Here is a 17,377-nt window from a genome sequence, read left to right as displayed (position 1 = left end):
CTTGTTAAAAAAGTACAATAGCTCAGGGTGAGTAATTAACCTGACATGAGCTGAAATAAAAAACGTGCTAAAATTACAACAGGTGCCAAGTGACCTTTAAAAGCAAACAGCGTGTAACGAACTCACGTAGCAATGAGTATCGGCACTTATAAATAATTATAATACATATGAAACTTCCGATAGTGGCTTATGGCGATCCTGTATTAAGAAAGGTCGCTGAAGAAATAGATGAAGACTATCCAGATTTAAAGAAATTGATTGACGATATGTTCGATACCATGTATGCAGCGCATGGTGTTGGATTGGCGGCACCACAGGTAGGTTTGCCTATACGTATGTTCGTCATCGATGCGACACCATTTGCAGAAGATGATGAAGAAAATAAAGAGATGCTCAAGTCTTTTAAAAAGGTATTCATTAATCCGATCATGGTTGAAGAGTCTGGTGAAAAATGGGCTTTCGGTGAAGGATGTCTGAGTATCCCCGATATTAATGAGGACGTATTGCGTCACAAGAATATTCGCATCAATTACTTAGATGAGAACTTTGAAGAACATGAAGTAGACTTAACGGGTTTGGCTGCCCGTGTGGTACAACACGAATATGATCATATTGAAGGTAAGCTATTTACCGACAAATTGAGTGCTTTGAAGAAAACAATGCTGAAGGGCCGATTGGATGCTATCGCGAAGGGAAATATTCGCGTTGGTTATAAAATGAAATTCCCACTGCAAAAGAAAAAGCGTTAGTATGAACTAACGCTTTTTCTTTTGTTGATTCCTTCTAATCCATCCTTTTAATCCATTTTTGAGATCGAATCGTTAATCCAGTAAAGCGTGTTCCAGAAGGTTCACAGATTAAGAGGGACTTTCCTCAATCCAAGCGGGGTAAATACAAACGATATTTCACGGCTGTCATCCGAATCAAAAATACAACTGCGGCTCCAATAAAAGCTGCCCAAGAAAGATCGAGATCAAGGTGTACCAGCAAGATATAAGTGAGACCTCCACCTAGACAGGCCGTAGCATATACTTCTTTTTTAAAGATTAATGGGGTTTCGTTGAGTAGGACATCGCGGGTCATTCCCCCACATACCGCGGTAAACATGCCAAAGATAATGGCAGCATAGGTATTGCTTTCGTAGTTGAGTGATTTTTGTACCCCTAGGATAGTAAAAAAGCTAATTCCGATGGCATCGAAAAGTGTCAATGTACGATAATAACCATACAACTGCTTATTGAAGATAATGGCAATTAAAATTCCGAGGAAAATAGCAATGAGATAATTGCTATCATTGACCCATACTGGGCGTAGATTCAAAAATACATCGCGCATCGATCCACCACCAATGGCTGTCACAAAGCCTAAAAAGGCTGCCCCAAAAATATCAATATCTTTACGTTTTGCCGACAGGGTGCCTGATATGGCAAAAAATAAAGTGCCAAGCAAATCGCTTAGATAAAAATAGTTGGCATCAGTAATCATGGTAATCCTTTTTAAATCATTCTATTAAAATCGCCATTCGACGGTACTCCGTATAACCTGCACCAATGGTGATAAACTTCCCTTTATTGGACAAATTTAGGAGAAATCTTGATAGTTTAAATTCACCGAAAGACGAATAGCTTTCAAACCCGCAATTCCCTGTACATCCTCCAGTTTTAAATGTTCAATGGTTTGCTCAATGATACCCATGTCATAGATTGCCTGTATACTCAGCATGAGATCCTCCAGGATTTCATCCGATAAATAGACAATAGCAATTTTATTGACCTGAGTAAGCCGTTCTTTGGTTCGCTTTATCCGAATTTTGTCTATCCTCTTTTTGATTATTTCATAACGGATATTTAGCGATCCCTCAACATCAAACCTCCGTTCATCTTCCCGGAAGCTGATATCAATGCTATGTGGATTGATAAAAATCAATTGTGTTGTTTCTAAAGCCAGAGGCAGAATATCTTTCGCGTGGTAAGCTTTCAGGGCAATTCTAGCCATTGAAATAATCTGCTGACGCCTAAATACATTGATAAATTCGTAGCTGAATGGCTGTTGTGGTGTAATGGATTCGCCGATATAAATGTCATATTCAATACCGTCTGTCCTGAATTTTTGAAAATAAGACGGATAATTCCCCTGAATGAAGCTATTGAAATGATCCAGTTCTTTACTGATCAATTGATTGATCTGGCGTAAAGACGTTTCAAATTCATTCCGATAAAATTCACCGGTGTCCCGATTGGTGAAAAAATGCTTCGCATAATGTTCAATCACCTCTATTTTTGACGGGAATTGTTTTCTGGCTTCTTCTAAAAATGGTTGAACATCTTTTCTAAAGAACTCAATGATCTTGACCATCGATTCATCAAAAGAGATATGGTCAAGAGATTCTGTAATTTGATCGACACGCACTGAAAAAGTCATAATCAACTTGTGCTTTCCATCTAAAGAGAGCTCATCAATAAGCATTGCGAGCTGTTTGACCTTAAAGCTAAAGTCTTTCAAAATGGAGGCGTTTCGTATGATCGTAGAGTCTTTGACATCGACAGCACCATAAAGCGGATAGACTTCTTCAAATACAACCGCTTTGATATGGGCATCTCGACTGTCGTTTTCAAGTTCCTGAATGTACTGGGCCGCGATATGGTTAAATTTCCACTGAACCGAAGGCTGTATGGTCGTAAACCGGTTAATGATGATATCGTCGATACGTTTTTTGAATTCCAGGGTGATATCCTGAGATAGTTGTGATAAAAGCGGGACCAAAGAGCCTAAGGCTTGCATGGTATCATTGTCGAGTTGATCTTGCTCACGGCTGTATATTTCCAATATGCCCGAGAGGGAATGATTATGAATGAGTGGAATACACAGATAGGTCGTTACCCCCGAGCGGCTAATCCGCTCGTCGAAAATGGATTTGGTATTCCGGATACCGTTCGTCGCATTACTTGTGTAAAATATCACATGCGGATGCTTTAGATAGCCCGCGAGTTCAGGATTGATCTTGAAGGGTTTATTTGCGGTATACGCTTCAGCAATCAAGATGCTCTTATTGGTGATCGAATAATCGAAAAATGGGACCCCATTTAATTGGAACAGCGGAAATAAACTAAATACAGTATCAGACCCTTTTAATAACGGTGTGATGATTTTTTCTAAATCAGCAAAAAAGAGGTGATAATTGTATGTCGGCAGATCCAAGAGAATGGACTGGATTCTCCGTAAAGTATGTTCCGTACTGGTCTTCCTAAAAGTTACGATGCTAAAGCCTGATAGCTCAAAATCTTCGAGTTTAACGGTGTTGATAACAGTATTCCAATCAAAAAGCGAATCACTGGGATTTTCCGATAAACGACCTATATCAAGTGCAGGCAGTGTTTTTTTTGCCCTGATCTCAACAAATTTGAAATCGATGTCTAAATCGTAATAATCGACGATCTCCCCCTGATCATTGAGTTGATGGTAAACAATACTGCTGTTTTCATTGGAAGAAAAGCCATAGAGTCGCTCGAAGATCAGGGTATAAAAGAGTTTTTCTTGATTAGTAAGAAGGCTTCCTGCACGCATCTTCCCTTGAATTTCTTGCTCTACAAGTTGATGGCTAGCTAGGTCGAAAAAGGCTTCCGTTCCATAGAAGGCTTCTTCTGCTAGGGCTGTTGTGAGTGCCCAGTACCTTTTTGGAGCGGTGTCGATCAACGATACGGATAGGCTATAAATCAATTGCAGAATATCTTTATAGGCATTGAGGTTATGCTTGCAGAGTTTACCGTTGAGATGTTCTATTTCTTTGATGCGTTCCAATGCAAACAAAGAAATCATGTCATCCGATGAAGTGCCATTTTCAATAAAAGATTCCAGGTATTTGAAAAATGGTTCAAAGTCTAGCCTGCCGTTTGCATACGTATTGGCGGTTTTTTCCGTTGTGAGTTGTACTTTCTTTATTTCCATGGATCGAAATTTTAAAAGCGGAAACCTGTGCTAAAATAGGGATACCAGCCTTCATTGGATTTCGTCATGACAAAATGCAAAGGCAGTGCATTGGCGACGATGTAATAAATGCCTCCGCCCACACCTTGATGAAACTTATCGCTGTTATAGCCCTCTGCCCACACTTTTCCAATATCATACATGCCCATTAGTCCGAATTCACCTGGAAGAACATAGCTTTTGACATCAAGGACTTTAACACGAGCCTCCAGGTTGTTATAAAGCATCTGTTGACCAGCAAATCGATACTGGCGAAATCCTCTGAGATTTTCATGGCCGCCTAGAAATAAATATTGATAAAATGTAGGGTTCCCGACAACGGTGCCCCCTCCTGTTCTATTGGCGAATATAATACCTTCATTAAATGCACTAAAATAGCCTGTCATTGCAGCACTTAACTGCGCTGAATTTTTTGAATACGGATTGAGCCCAAAATAGGAATTCAAAGCGGCTTCAATATATAGCCCTTTGCTTGGGTTAATCTTTCGATTACGGGAGTCTTGTGTTAAAAAGGCATTAATACCCGCAAAAGCTTTGTCTTTGGTAATCGATAAACTATCGTAAGAATGTAAAGCTTGGGGATTTAAAATAAATCGATCTTCATTTTCAACAGGATCTAAGTGGTAAAATTGGATATGCGGACCTACGGCAAAGTTTAACGTAGAGGAAGGTTTCCACCTTAACTGCGGATTGATATTGAAAATATTGAATCTACTTCTGTAATATTTTGCACCATACTGTTCCTTTAAGAAGAGCGAGTTATTGCCTACACCAAAGAAGTTCTGCGTGTTGTCAGGAGCTTTTGCTAGCGCATCGACAACAAGATCTGCATCTCCGACAACAGCGATCCATTCGCCTCTATAGTGAATTTTATAAGCTCCGGTCCGGAAAGCTGTTGCTACAGTAAGTTGTTGTTTATACGTGAAAGGACTTTTTCTAAATCCACGCTGATGTGTGTAAGCAGCGCCCAGCCCGAGCGAAAAACCATCATCAGCGTTATAACCCGCGGTCACCAGGGGAAGCCAGGTGTTGTACAGGTTTACAGGTACAAATTGCGTATTGGTACTATCTTGTGCATAATGAAGCTTTATTTTGTTCTTCTCACCCAGTAAAGTGGATTTTTTGGTGTTTTCGTAAAGCTGTATCTTCGATTTGCTTTGGTTGATAACATAAGTCTTTGGCGTGCTATCTCCAATAATTCGGAGTTTAATCGGAGAATTTGCGTTATCGATGACAACAGAATCTTTTCCCTCCCCTAAATAGAGACGAATTTCTTTTGTCAGGTGGTCTTTATAGGTTTTGTCCATCAAAGCTTTGGTGACTTTACCATCTTTATTGATCTTCAGAACTTTGACTTTTAAGTTTTTATTTTCCGTGCTGTATATTTCTACTTTTTCGTTTTTGTCGCTGAGATGAATATCGACAATGTTATTGATGAAATTGTAATACTCTTCCATCGCCAGGGGTAGTGCATCACGACGGCTTTGAAGTGTTTTAAAAATTTGTTCTCCCCGAATAGCAATGGACGACTGCGGAAGGCTACGTACCGACTCCCATAATACCGAATCTGTAAGACGTGCTACAAATTGCTTGACCTCTTTAGCCCATTCCTTATGAGAAAGCTGGTTGCTCGGATGGGCATTTAAAAAACGCGATTTAAATAAAGAATAGCGAATATTGGGAATACCGGTTGTGAAACCTTGCATGACTGGGTTGACAAATTGCTGATAGATATCTTTCATCAGAAAACCTTGTGTGACACGCAGCGCCTGATCCCGGTCGCGGGGAATAGGAATGTAGTCTTTATCGTGATCTGTGCTATCCTGATTTTCATTGTACCAACGCCATTGATCTTCGTGTCTATCCCAATCGCTTACCAGTACATCCAGCATTCTTGCGCGGAGATATGCCTTAGCCTTAAAGTTATCGTCGTTATCTTCCTGTAGTTTTCGTACAGCTTTTGGGCTGTTGTCTGAATCACCAAGTGGTTCGCGTTCTTCTAGTAAAGCCACCGTATGCTCAAAAAGAGGCGCGTATTCCCCCAATATGCTGTCTTGTGCAACAACGCCGATGATGGGATGAGCATGTGGGACGTTCACGGCATTTGCCAAAGCGGGGATCATAAGCGCCGAATAGGGATGCTGTGCGCTCGTGGCATCGTCTAAGACATCCTGTACAAAAGTCCCATGTAGCTCTTCTGGTATGAGGGATTCAGTCCTTTTATTGACTGATCGTAGTGCCCATTCCCGGCCGATTGAATCCGTCAGTCGTAGGGAAACCGACTGCATACCGCCTCCCTGTTTGACAGGATGCAGTCCCCCGTACAAGGTTGAAAGCTGGAGCAAAGGCAAGGTGGTTTCTGCGGCCCATTCTTTGCGGTAATTTTCGCCAAGGAAGAACTTCTTGAATTTACTGGCTTTACCATATTTTGCATTTGCAACGATACTTACACTATCCTTGATGACGGTTTTAGCAAAGGACTTGCCCTGATGTGCAGGTGACTGTGTATGCTTTTGTTGTGAATAAGCATGACTAGCAAGAAAAATAAGAAAGAATGGTACAACCTTTTTCATGCCTATTGTTTTTCAAATTTATAAATGATCCCTTTATCCTGATTACCGGCTTCGCTGCTGATATAAAGATTAAATTTTGAATCAAAGTTAATACCTTCAGGTTGAGGGAAGATCTTCGGATCTAATGGAGAGAGCGATTTCACATGAAAATTCTCATCGGTCACAACAAGGGCTTTGTCTACAGAAGATAAGATATACCATTCCTTACTGTCTGCCTTTTTAGCTAACGCCGAGGGTTTGAACGTTTTCTTAATTTTAGCATCAAATGCATGAAGTTCATCCAGCTGGATGGAAAATTTTCCTTTCGGCTGGAATTGACCATGCTCGTCAATTGAAAAGACATAACCCGAGGTTTGCGGTTGTTTTCTGTCGACCTTACATTCTTTACATAATACGTATGCCTGATTACTTTCGCGGTCAACAAAAAGCCCCTCGTACTCTCCTTTTGGGAGTAAATTTTTCTGTTCGACCACGTTTTTTATATCGTCCTTTTCGGCAATGGGAAAGGAATAAATGCTGCCATTGCTCTTTAAGATAAAGAAATGTGTATTGCTTATCGAGATATCCTCATAGTCGCCATCTTTTCCAAAAGGGGTGAACGTAACTTTTTGTGTCGGTTGGTTAAATTTATAAAGAAAGCCCTGCTCATCTTGAATGGCATAAATATCGTCATCCTGTCCCGCGAGAAAAGCTATCCCGGATATTTCTAACAATTCGTCAGGCAAACTCATCTTTATACCCGAAGATAATGTATAAGGTATTTGTTGCGCTTTTTCAGCTTGAACATGAACGGGCTTGTTGCTGTTTTCTTTGGTTGTATTATTCGGGTTGCAGGCGAGAAAAATAGCAGAAGCTAAACCTAATGCCATAGTTGTCAATATCGTGGGATTTTTCATCATTATATGATTAAATTTTAAATTGAGGAAGTCATCCGGTTTCTGAATGAGCTTACGTTCAATGATTATATTGTTGGGCTTTCAGGCTACCCTTGTTATGAGCTGCCTTGCTGAATAGCCCTATTGTTTCATGTTGCCTTTCAAATAATGAAAGATTTGCTGCTGAGAAACATTTTTCTGCTGCGTTTCTATTGCCTGATTTTGCCCATGTTCATCCAACAAAGTTGCTTCGGTGTCGTCTGCAAACTGAATATCAAATAGCTCCTGTATTTGATGTGCTAATGTCAGATTCAGCAATGGAAAGCAAGTTTCTATACGTCGGTGGATGTTGCGGTTCATCCAGTCTGCGGAACCTAGATACACGCTCGTTTGTGCTTGATATTGAAAAATAAATATTCTGCCATGTTCTAAATAACGTCCTACAATCCGTTTCACGATAATGTTGTCGCTCAATCCGGGTACTTGTGGTTTTAGTCTACAGATTCCTCTGACCAATAACTGCAGTTTTACCCCTGCCTGGCTCGCCTCATACAATTTATTGATTAACGATTCTTCTTCCAGATTGTTTAATTTAATTTTTATTGTAGCGATGTCTCCGGCTTTAGCCGCTTGGATGGTCTGGTCGATCAGGGATAGAAATGTATGTTTGAGGTTGAACTGTGCAATCAGTAGATGGTTAAAAGACAGTTCATTTGGACTATGGGGTTTTCTCCGGGCTGGTAAAAACTCGAATAGCATGTTTAATTCGTCGGTCAACAGCTTATTTGAGGTGATGAGAAAGTAATCCGTGTAGACCTTCGCCGTTTTTTCATTTAGATTTCCTGTGCCTAATAAAGCACTCTCTCGGCCCTCCTTGCGTTTGACGAGCGCTATTTTGGCATGTACTTTTAAATTGGGGATGCTATACGTGATTTTGACACCCTGTTCTTTCATCAATCGAGCCCAATGTATGTTATTAGCTTCATCAAAGCGGGCTTTCAATTCGACAAATACATTGACTCTTTTTCCATTTTTTGCTGCGGTAGCGAGTGCCTGTGCAATATGCGAATCACCGGCGATACGGTATAAGGTCGTGTAAATCTCGTCTACGGTTGGATCTATCGCAGCCTCATTAAAAAAACGCAGTATGGGGTCGAACGATTCATAGGGAGTACAGATCAACAGATCTTCTCGGTCTATTTGATCAAAGATAGATTCCCTGAAATTCTGATTTTTATTGATTTGCAGCTGTTTTGGATAAGAAAGTTCCGCTATTTTAATCGGGAATGAAAATAGATCTTTCAGATTGTGATAGTTTCCGCCTTCGACAATGCTACTTTTCCGCAGGTCAAATAGCGTTGCCAATGTTTCAATCAGCTGTTTTGGCAGATCTGGCTGAAATAGAAAGCGTGTCGCATAGCCAAGGTCACGTTTATTGACTTCCGCCTCAATTTTTTGGGCAATATCACCCTCAAATTCATCTTGGAGATTTAATTCCGCATCCCTTGTGATTTTAAAGGAATAGAAATTTAATGATGTATTTCTTATGGCTTCAGGAAAAAATGCTTTGATAATATCATCGATGAGCACGACATATTTATTCCCATTGATCTCACAGGTAAAAAAGCGCCCAATATGATTTGAAGGGACATTTAGAAAGAATACCACGCTGTTATTATCGTCTGTAACGACGAAGTAGAGCTGATTGTTGATCGGGAAAAAAGAAGTATCATCAATCGGTATAATTTGGAGGTAAGAGGCAATTGTAGTATAGAAATACTGGGCTGTGAGGTCTTTTATTTCCGTTGGAATAGCTTGATTGTAAATAAAGAATATATTTTCTTTTGCTAATTCTTGGATAATGTCAGCTAGTATTAGGCCAAATTTTTCCTGTTGTTTATTGATGGTTTTTGACGCTTTTTTATACGTACCAATATCTATGTTCGGAATGAGCTGCTCGGGATTTTGCTTCATTATTTTTTTCCAGGCCATCAGTACAGGCATTCTAACCCGATAAAATTCATCCAGATTGGATGAGAAAATAGCGAGAAACTGTAGTTTTTCCAGTAAAGGTACTTCCTGGCGACCAGCTTGGTCAAGTACCCTATCATTGAACGACAGCCAGCTGATGTCTCTGTTGATATAAAGATCTTTCTTCTTCATCCGTGTAAATTTATGGTTATGGCAACATGCTTACAACAACATCAATAGTGATGCTATCTATTGGTCGCTAATGATTGATTTAAAGGCGGCATCTTTTTAAATAAAAAAGAAAGTTTGAACAACATGATCCTGGCATATTTCACTGTGTTTATAGGATCGTATTAAAATATAGTTGCGACGACAAAAGAAACAACCGATATAACAAGTCCAAACATAAAAATTCCATAGGCGTATCGTAGAAGTTTGTATTTTCGACCTAATACCACACCTTGCGAATAAACATCCTTGGTGAGCATGCCATATAGAAATTCCGAATCGACCATTACCTTCTGCATTCCTTCGTTGTAGTCGTCGAGTTTCATCTTGTAAAAGTTCCCAAAAAAGAGAAGATTGACTGATTTCTGCTCGATTTCCTCCTTTGAGAATTTACCAGAAGGAATTTTGGGTATTGTTGACAATATTGCCATGACCATGGTTGCTACAACTGCCGTTGTTAAGATAATTGTTGGGATAATAAGGTGCTCGTTGGCATCTAGTTTCCGAAATAAGACAGCAATCACGACAGAAAGGATAATAGAATTGACCGTTAACAGGATGTTGGCCTTATTGTCTGCCATGTCGCTTAATCGCTGATTGTTTGAGGATGTAATCCGGAACATTGTTTCTATGCCACGTTCTGGCTTACCGCCTTTCTCCTTTTCCTTCTTATCTTCTTTTTTGCTTTCTTTATTTTTTGAGATAGATTTCTCCTGTTTTTTCTCCAGTTCTTTTAGATTCATCTCCTTTTTGGCATTAAGCTTTTGTTGCGCATATTCAGTATGGTAATGATGACTCATTAATAGTTTGATTGTGCCGGCCCGCCATACGTCTTTATCAATCTCCTTCCCTAGTACTGCTTCAGCTTCGGCTTTCATCAGTTTGTTTCTGTTAACGAAATCCTCATTCCCAAAATGAAATAGGTCCGCGTCGCAGAGAATTTGCTCCAGCAGGTTTGTAGGATCCTGAGGCATTCTCGTTGCTAAAATACAACCTTTGATTTTTTCCTGTATGGCTTCCGGTATGCCTTTGTCCTGAAGGAAATCGAAAGCAATTTCGACACTTCTCTTCTCATGACCGATAGCATTGTCAGATTTTACGTAGCCGAGGTCATGAAAGTAGGCGGCACTAATAACAATAAAGTGATCCTCCTCTCCTAGTTTATAGTGCGATGAAATCTCCTCCGCAGCACGTACAACAGAACGTGTATGTATCGTATTGTGAAAACAATGGCAAACTGAAATATTTTCTGTAATATAAGTTTCAGCATATTCTTCTACCTGTTTTAAAAGCTGAGCATAATCTATCATGGACCAATAGGGTTTTATTTGCAATAAAAGTATTTAATATCTTTAATTTCTTAAAAATAAGGTCTTCTTTTTTGTTATTTATTAACCTAGATCAAATTTACTGAAAAAAGAGTTATTCCACTAGACATGAAATTACCTTGGCTAATCTTGTCATATGGGCTGTGTCTTTTTGATTAGATAGAGTAGTTCTTACGATCAATCATAGGTTATCGACTAAATCTCTGTTATTGTCCAATGTAGTGGTCCAAATTTGACTTTGGCAGTGAGGAGATACCGCTAGATATAGTATAGTTGTAATCAAATCCCCTATTTATTTAGCTTTTGTCTATAGTTAGCATAGTATTAAGTTAGGTTTAGTTTAGGTCTTACCTATACTATACCTAAACTAACCCTAAACAAACCCTAACTAAACCCTAACTAAAAGGGTAAGAAAGTATGGTTATTTAATTGTGTATTCTGTACCCCGTGTGCTGTCATCCTTTTATGTGCTGCGCTTCGGTATTTTTCCTGTGCCATCTTTTCAGCGATACCATTTTCAGGACTTTCCGGCACATATATTACCCACGCGTATACTACCCGAAGGTCTGCGGAGGCTTTAGCAGCAGATTCCGGACCGGATTATGCGGCCTGATGTTCGCGGTCCTTTTGGCTTCCCTTTTTCCGACCTTATCCATATCTGCCTGTCCGTGCATGGGATGTGCCCGGTGCGGCGTTCCCGTCCCTCGACTGTATATGTTAAGCTCTTTCTGTTGTCCTGAACGCAAGCCACCCTTTTTCTGATGCCCGCTTCGCAGGCTGGCTCCTGACGCAGAAGCTGAAGTCCTTCGGCAAACCTCGGGGAAACCTCGAGGGAGCTCCTTTCCCGGCGCCTGGAGCTTCCCTATTTCCATTTGTGGTGCCGGATCAACCGTTATTTGCCAGCTGCTGCACCTGCCGCTACCAAAAACCAAAAAGAATCTCGCACCTTTACAGGCAGTTAAGGATAAAATGAAAATAATAAGAACAAAAGGCTTGGAAGTTTGTATTTAAACTCCCTATCTTTGCACCACTCCGCAAGGGAGGGACGGTTACTTCGAAAGAAGAAATCATGAAAAAAAGAAGGGTTTAAGAGAGTTTGGCAGGATTTAAAATCCCGCTGCGTTTATTTTAAACGCGGAAATCGAAAAAAGAGAAAAGAAAAAAAACTTGAAAAAGTTTTTGGAAGTTCAAAAAAGATTTCTACCTTTGCAGTCCCAACGGAAACGGAGGGGAAACAAAAAAAGATAAAGACGGCGCAATGCCATCGGAATATAGCGGATACGGAAGTTGAAGCGACAAAAGTTCTTTAAGAAAACACAATCATGTAAGCGTGACGAGTAGACAGACGAAAGTCGAAAGTCATGAACAAATTCAAGAATTAGTTCAATTCGATCCAAGATCAGAGATATAAAAAAAAGAATTCTGATTATGTAAATAGTTGGAATCAAAAACTTCATTTTACAATGGAGAGTTTGATCCTGGCTCAGGATGAACGCTAGCGGCAGGCCTAATACATGCAAGTCGGACGGGATCCGTCGGAGAGCTTGCTCGAAGACGGTGAGAGTGGCGCACGGGTGCGTAACGCGTGAGCAACCTACCTCTATCAGGGGGATAGCCTCTCGAAAGAGAGATTAACACCGCATAACATCAACAGTTCGCATGTTCAGTTGATTAAATATTTATAGGATAGAGATGGGCTCGCGTGACATTAGCTAGTTGGTAGGGTAACGGCTTACCAAGGCGACGATGTCTAGGGGCTCTGAGAGGAGAATCCCCCACACTGGTACTGAGACACGGACCAGACTCCTACGGGAGGCAGCAGTAAGGAATATTGGTCAATGGGCGGAAGCCTGAACCAGCCATGCCGCGTGCAGGATGACTGCCCTATGGGTTGTAAACTGCTTTTGTCCAGGAATAAACCTATCTACGTGTAGATAGCTGAATGTACTGGAAGAATAAGGATCGGCTAACTCCGTGCCAGCAGCCGCGGTAATACGGAGGATCCGAGCGTTATCCGGATTTATTGGGTTTAAAGGGTGCGTAGGCGGCCTATTAAGTCAGGGGTGAAATACGGTGGCTCAACCATCGCAGTGCCTTTGATACTGATGGGCTTGAATCCATTTGAAGTGGGCGGAATAAGACAAGTAGCGGTGAAATGCATAGATATGTCTTAGAACTCCGATTGCGAAGGCAGCTCACTAAGCTGGTATTGACGCTGATGCACGAAAGCGTGGGGATCGAACAGGATTAGATACCCTGGTAGTCCACGCCCTAAACGATGATAACTCGATGTTGGCGATAGACAGCCAGCGTCCCAGCGAAAGCGTTAAGTTATCCACCTGGGGAGTACGCCCGCAAGGGTGAAACTCAAAGGAATTGACGGGGGCCCGCACAAGCGGAGGAGCATGTGGTTTAATTCGATGATACGCGAGGAACCTTACCCGGGCTTGAAAGTTAGTGAAGAGTGCAGAGACGCACTCGTCCTTCGGGACACGAAACTAGGTGCTGCATGGCTGTCGTCAGCTCGTGCCGTGAGGTGTTGGGTTAAGTCCCGCAACGAGCGCAACCCCTATGTTTAGTTGCCAGCATGTAATGGTGGGGACTCTAAACAGACTGCCTGTGCAAACAGAGAGGAAGGTGGGGACGACGTCAAGTCATCATGGCCCTTACGTCCGGGGCTACACACGTGCTACAATGGATGGTACAGCGGGCAGCTACATAGCAATATGATGCTAATCTCTAAAAGCCATTCACAGTTCGGATTGGGGTCTGCAACTCGACCCCATGAAGTTGGATTCGCTAGTAATCGCGTATCAGCAATGACGCGGTGAATACGTTCCCGGGCCTTGTACACACCGCCCGTCAAGCCATGAAAGTTGGGGGTACCTAAAGCATGTTACCGCGAGGAGCGTGTTAGGGTAAAACCGATAATTGGGGCTAAGTCGTAACAAGGTAGCCGTACCGGAAGGTGCGGCTGGAATACCTCCTTTCTAGAGTATCGAAGATCGGTGCTCGTCACGTTACATATGATTGCAAGAAGAAAAAACATCAGAAGAAAGTGCCCGCCCCGCAAGGAGCAGGACCGAGAGAAAGAGATGAACAAGATAAGCTAGTCCCGTAGCTCAGTTGGTTAGAGCACTACACTGATAATGTAGGGGTCAGCAGTTCAAATCTGCTCGGGACTACGAAAAAGTACGGGGAATTAGCTCAGCTGGCTAGAGCACCTGCCTTGCACGCAGGGGGTCAACGGTTCGAATCCGTTATTCTCCACATCTCCGGAAGGAACATCGACAGATGCTCCAGAATAAAAACCGGAAAAAGAGTTCTTTGACATATTGAAAGAGAAAAAAAATTACAAGAGAAGACAACAGTAGAGACAATACGTGTATGTGCTTGATGTAAAGAGGAGACCCTCGGTCAAGGCCGAACGAATCTTTGCGTAGCATACGGGTATATATATCAAAAGCAGCCGCATAGTAGCAAAAGGCTATGCCGGTGAAGAAAGTAAATAAGGGCACACGGGGGATGCCTAGGCTCTCAGAGGCGAAGAAGGACGTGATAAGCTGCGATAAGCTTTGGGGATTGGCAAATGCGACTTGATCCAGAGATTTCCGAATGGGGCAACCTGACTATTTGAAGAATAGTCGTATAAAACGCGAACGCGCTGAACTGAAACATCTAAGTAGGCGTAGGAGAAGAAAATAACAATGATTTCCCAAGTAGTGGCGAGCGAACGGGAAAGAGCCCAAACCGATCATGTTACGGCATGGCCGGGGTTGTAGGACCACGAGATTGTACAGCGCTATGAACTGGAAGCAGGTGGGAAACTGCGCGATAAGGGTGAGAGCCCCGTACAGGTAAAGAATGTTGACATAGTGGTATCCTGAGTACCGCGGGACCGGAGAAATCCTGTGGGAATCCACCAGCACCATCTGGTAAGGCTAAATACTCCTGAGAGACCGATAGTGAACCAGTACCGTGAGGGAAAGGTGAAAAGAACCCCGAACAGGGGAGTGAAAAGAACCTGAAACCGTGTGCTTACAAGCGGTTGGAGCAGAGAGATTCTGTGACAGCGTGCCTTTTGCATAATGAGCCTACGAGTTACTCTTGTCTGGCAAGGTTAAGTCCTTCAGGGACGCAGCCGAAGCGAAAGCGAGTCTTAATAGGGCGCATAGTCAGATGAGGTAGACGCGAAACCTTGTGATCTACCCTTGGGCAGGTTGAAGTTGCAGTAACATGTAATGGAGGACCGAACCGATAAACGTTGAAAAGTTTCCGGATGACCTGAGGGTAGGGGTGAAAGGCCAATCAAACTGGGAAATAGCTCGTACTCCCCGAAATGTTTTTAGGAACAGCGTCGGCGTAGAGTTTGATAGAGGTAGAGCTACCGATTGGGTGCGGGGGAGTCAAATCCTACCAAATCCAGACGAACTCCGAATGCTATCAAATATAGCCGGCAGTGAGGCTTTGGGTGCTAAGGTCCAAGGCCGAGAGGGAAAGAACCCAGACCATCAGCTAAGGTCCCCAAATTCGTTCTAAGTTGAACTAACGAGGTCCGGTTGCCCAGACAGCTAGGATGTTGGCTTGGAAGCAGCCATTCATTTAAAGAGTGCGTAACAGCTCACTAGTCGAGCGGCCGGGCGTGGATAATAAACGGGCATCAAGAACGGTACCGAAGCTATGGATTTGTACTTAGGTACATCTGGTAGGGGAGCATTCCATCGCCGGGGAAGCAGTTTGGCAATGAACTGTGGAGGTTATGGAAAAGCAAATGTAGGCATAAGTAACGATAAGGCGGGTGAGAAACCCGCCCACCGAAAGACCAAGGTTTCCTGATCAACGTTAATCGGATCAGGGTCAGTCGGGACCTAAGGCGCACCCGAAGGGGGCAAGCCGATGGACAACTGGTTAATATTCCAGTACTCTTCATAACTGCGATGTGGTGACGGAGTAGTGACACTGCCGCGAACTGACGGAATAGTTCGTTGAAAGGCGTAGGTATTGGAGTTGTAGGCAAATCCGCAACTCTAGCTGAACCCCAATAGTACAGCAAAGCTTCGGTGGCGCTGATAGAGCAGGTAAACAGACTTCCAAGAAAACCCGCTAAGCTTCAGGTTATGAAGACCCGTACCGCAAACCGACACAGGTGGTCGAGGAGAGAATCCTAAGGTGCTCGAGTGAGTCATGGCTAAGGAACTCGGCAAAATGGCCCTGTAACTTCGGGAGAAGGGGCGCTGTCTCTGAGAAGAGCAGCCGCAGTGAAAAGGCCCAGGCGACTGTTTAACAAAAACATATGGCTTTGCAAAATCGCAAGATGAAGTATAAGGCCTGACACCTGCCCGGTGCTGGAAGGTTAAGAGGGGATGTCATCGCAAGAGAAGCATTGAATCGAAGCCCCAGTAAACGGCGGCCGTAACTATAACGGTCCTAAGGTAGCGAAATTCCTTGTCGGGTAAGTTCCGACCTGCACGAATGGTGTAACGATCTGGGCGCTGTCTCAGCCATGAGCTCGGTGAAATTGTGGTATCGGTGAAGACGCCGATTACCCGCAACGGGACGGAAAGACCCCATGCACCTTCACTATAGCTTAACATTGAGATTGGGTACAGGATGTGTAGGATAGGCGGGAGATGTTGAAGTGGCTTCGCCAGGAGTCATGGAATCAACCTTGAAATACCGCCCTTTCTGTATTCGGTTTCTAACTCCCTTATGGGGAGGACATTGTTTGGTGGGTAGTTTGACTGGGGTGGTCGCCTCCAAAAAGGTAACGGAGGCTTTCAAAGGTAAGCTCAGTACGCTTGGTAACCGTACGCGGAGTGCAATGGCATAAGCTTGCTTGACTGTGAGACCGACAAGTCGAACAGGGTCGAAAGACGGACATAGTGATCCGGTGGTTCTGTATGGAAGGGCCATCGCTCAAAGGATAAAAGGTACGCTGGGGATAACAGGCTGATCTCCCCCAAGAGCTCATATCGACGGGGAGGTTTGGCACCTCGATGTCGGCTCGTCACATCCTGGGGCTGGAGAAGGTCCCAAGGGTTGGGCTGTTCGCCCATTAAAGTGGCACGCGAGCTGGGTTCAGAACGTCGCGAGACAGTTCGGTCCCTATCTGTTGTGGGCGTTGGAAGTTTGAGTGGATCTGACCTTAGTACGAGAGGACCGGGTTGGACAGACCTCTGGTGAACCTGTTATGCCGCCAGGTGTACGGCAGGGTAGCTACGTCTGGAATAGATAAGCGCTGAAAGCATCTAAGTGCGAAACTAGCCACGAGATGAGACTTCCTTATAGGGTCGTAGAAGATGACTACGTTGATAGGCCATAGGTGTAAAGGTTGAGAGACCAAAGCCAAGTGGTACTAATAGCCCGAAGCTTTCTCAAGCAGACAGACACTGTTGTCTTCCTCTTTAATTTTTAAAAT

At 43.0% G+C, this 17,377-nt stretch carries 7 protein-coding genes, 2 tRNA genes and 2 rRNA genes; 5 read left to right on the top strand and 6 right to left on the bottom strand.

From position 1 onward, the window contains the following. Window positions 1-167: 167 nt before the first annotated feature. Window positions 168-749 carry a peptide deformylase gene (gene def, locus AB1Z56_RS20300; protein WP_426789969.1) on the top strand — a complete coding sequence of 194 codons (582 nt, stop codon included), beginning with the start codon at window positions 168-170 and terminating at the stop codon, window positions 747-749. Between the two features lie 124 nt (window positions 750-873). Here def and AB1Z56_RS20295 read toward each other — a convergent pair whose 3' ends face one another. The 6 genes from AB1Z56_RS20295 to AB1Z56_RS20270 all read right to left on the bottom strand — a co-directional run bounded on the left by AB1Z56_RS20295 (window position 874) and on the right by AB1Z56_RS20270 (window position 10,941). Further along, complete coding sequence (locus AB1Z56_RS20295) at window positions 874-1,485, bottom strand: trimeric intracellular cation channel family protein (RefSeq protein ID WP_070562817.1); 612 nt, start codon at window positions 1,483-1,485, stop codon at window positions 874-876. Window positions 1,486-1,581: 96 nt separating this feature from the next. After that, window positions 1,582-3,945 (bottom strand): GAF domain-containing protein, encoded by a 2,364-nt coding sequence (locus AB1Z56_RS20290; RefSeq protein WP_426789968.1) that lies wholly within the window; start codon window positions 3,943-3,945, stop codon window positions 1,582-1,584. Window positions 3,946-3,956: 11 nt separating this feature from the next. Further along, window positions 3,957-6,557 (bottom strand): BamA/TamA family outer membrane protein, encoded by a 2,601-nt coding sequence (locus tag AB1Z56_RS20285; protein ID WP_426789967.1) that lies wholly within the window; start codon window positions 6,555-6,557, stop codon window positions 3,957-3,959. Between the two features lie 2 nt (window positions 6,558-6,559). Further along, window positions 6,560-7,456 (bottom strand): SdiA-regulated domain-containing protein, encoded by an 897-nt coding sequence (locus AB1Z56_RS20280; protein WP_426789966.1) that lies wholly within the window; start codon window positions 7,454-7,456, stop codon window positions 6,560-6,562. A 117-nt stretch (window positions 7,457-7,573) separates the two neighbouring features. After that, the gene (gene ppk1 / locus AB1Z56_RS20275) at window positions 7,574-9,595 is read right to left on the bottom strand and encodes a polyphosphate kinase 1 (RefSeq protein ID WP_426789965.1); all 2,022 of its coding nucleotides are present in this window, start codon (window positions 9,593-9,595) and stop codon (window positions 7,574-7,576) included. A gap of 161 nt (window positions 9,596-9,756) precedes the next feature. Beyond that, entirely contained in the window at window positions 9,757-10,941 is a 1,185-nt protein-coding gene (locus tag AB1Z56_RS20270) for a Pycsar system effector family protein (protein WP_309367176.1), read from the bottom strand. Between the two features lie 1,478 nt (window positions 10,942-12,419). On the opposite strand from AB1Z56_RS20270, the gene AB1Z56_RS20265 reads away from it, so the two are divergent. The 4 genes from AB1Z56_RS20265 (at window position 12,420) to AB1Z56_RS20250 (ending at window position 17,337) form a co-directional block, all read left to right on the top strand. Next, window positions 12,420-13,949 (top strand): 16S ribosomal RNA (locus AB1Z56_RS20265). 121 nt (window positions 13,950-14,070) lie between these two features. Then, a tRNA-Ile gene (locus AB1Z56_RS20260) sits at window positions 14,071-14,144 on the top strand. Between the two features lie 11 nt (window positions 14,145-14,155). Then, a tRNA-Ala gene (locus AB1Z56_RS20255) sits at window positions 14,156-14,229 on the top strand. A 228-nt stretch (window positions 14,230-14,457) separates the two neighbouring features. Continuing rightward, window positions 14,458-17,337, top strand: a 23S ribosomal RNA gene (locus tag AB1Z56_RS20250). The 16S and 23S rRNA genes sit together here with 2 tRNA genes alongside, the layout of an rRNA operon. The last annotated feature ends 40 nt before the right edge of the window (window positions 17,338-17,377 follow it).

The sequence above is a fragment of the Sphingobacterium sp. WOUb80 genome (assembly GCF_050058145.1).
Lineage (GTDB): Bacteria > Bacteroidota > Bacteroidia > Sphingobacteriales > Sphingobacteriaceae > Sphingobacterium.
The sequence above is the reverse complement of the archived record's forward strand: the minus strand, read 5'-3'. Positions and strand labels throughout refer to the sequence as shown.

What these genes read in the sequence shown, in the direction of transcription:
- def (WP_426789969.1), top strand. Translation starts at nt 168, where the DNA reads ATGAAACTTCCGATAGTGGCTTATGGCGATCCTGTATTAAGAAAGGTC.
- AB1Z56_RS20295 (WP_070562817.1), bottom strand. Translation starts at nt 1,485, where the DNA reads ATGATTACTGATGCCAACTATTTTTATCTAAGCGATTTGCTTGGCACT.
- AB1Z56_RS20290 (WP_426789968.1), bottom strand. Translation starts at nt 3,945, where the DNA reads ATGGAAATAAAGAAAGTACAACTCACAACGGAAAAAACCGCCAATACG.
- AB1Z56_RS20285 (WP_426789967.1), bottom strand. Translation starts at nt 6,557, where the DNA reads ATGAAAAAGGTTGTACCATTCTTTCTTATTTTTCTTGCTAGTCATGCT.
- AB1Z56_RS20280 (WP_426789966.1), bottom strand. Translation starts at nt 7,456, where the DNA reads ATGATGAAAAATCCCACGATATTGACAACTATGGCATTAGGTTTAGCT.
- ppk1 (WP_426789965.1), bottom strand. Translation starts at nt 9,595, where the DNA reads ATGAAGAAGAAAGATCTTTATATCAACAGAGACATCAGCTGGCTGTCG.
- AB1Z56_RS20270 (WP_309367176.1), bottom strand. Translation starts at nt 10,941, where the DNA reads ATGATAGATTATGCTCAGCTTTTAAAACAGGTAGAAGAATATGCTGAA.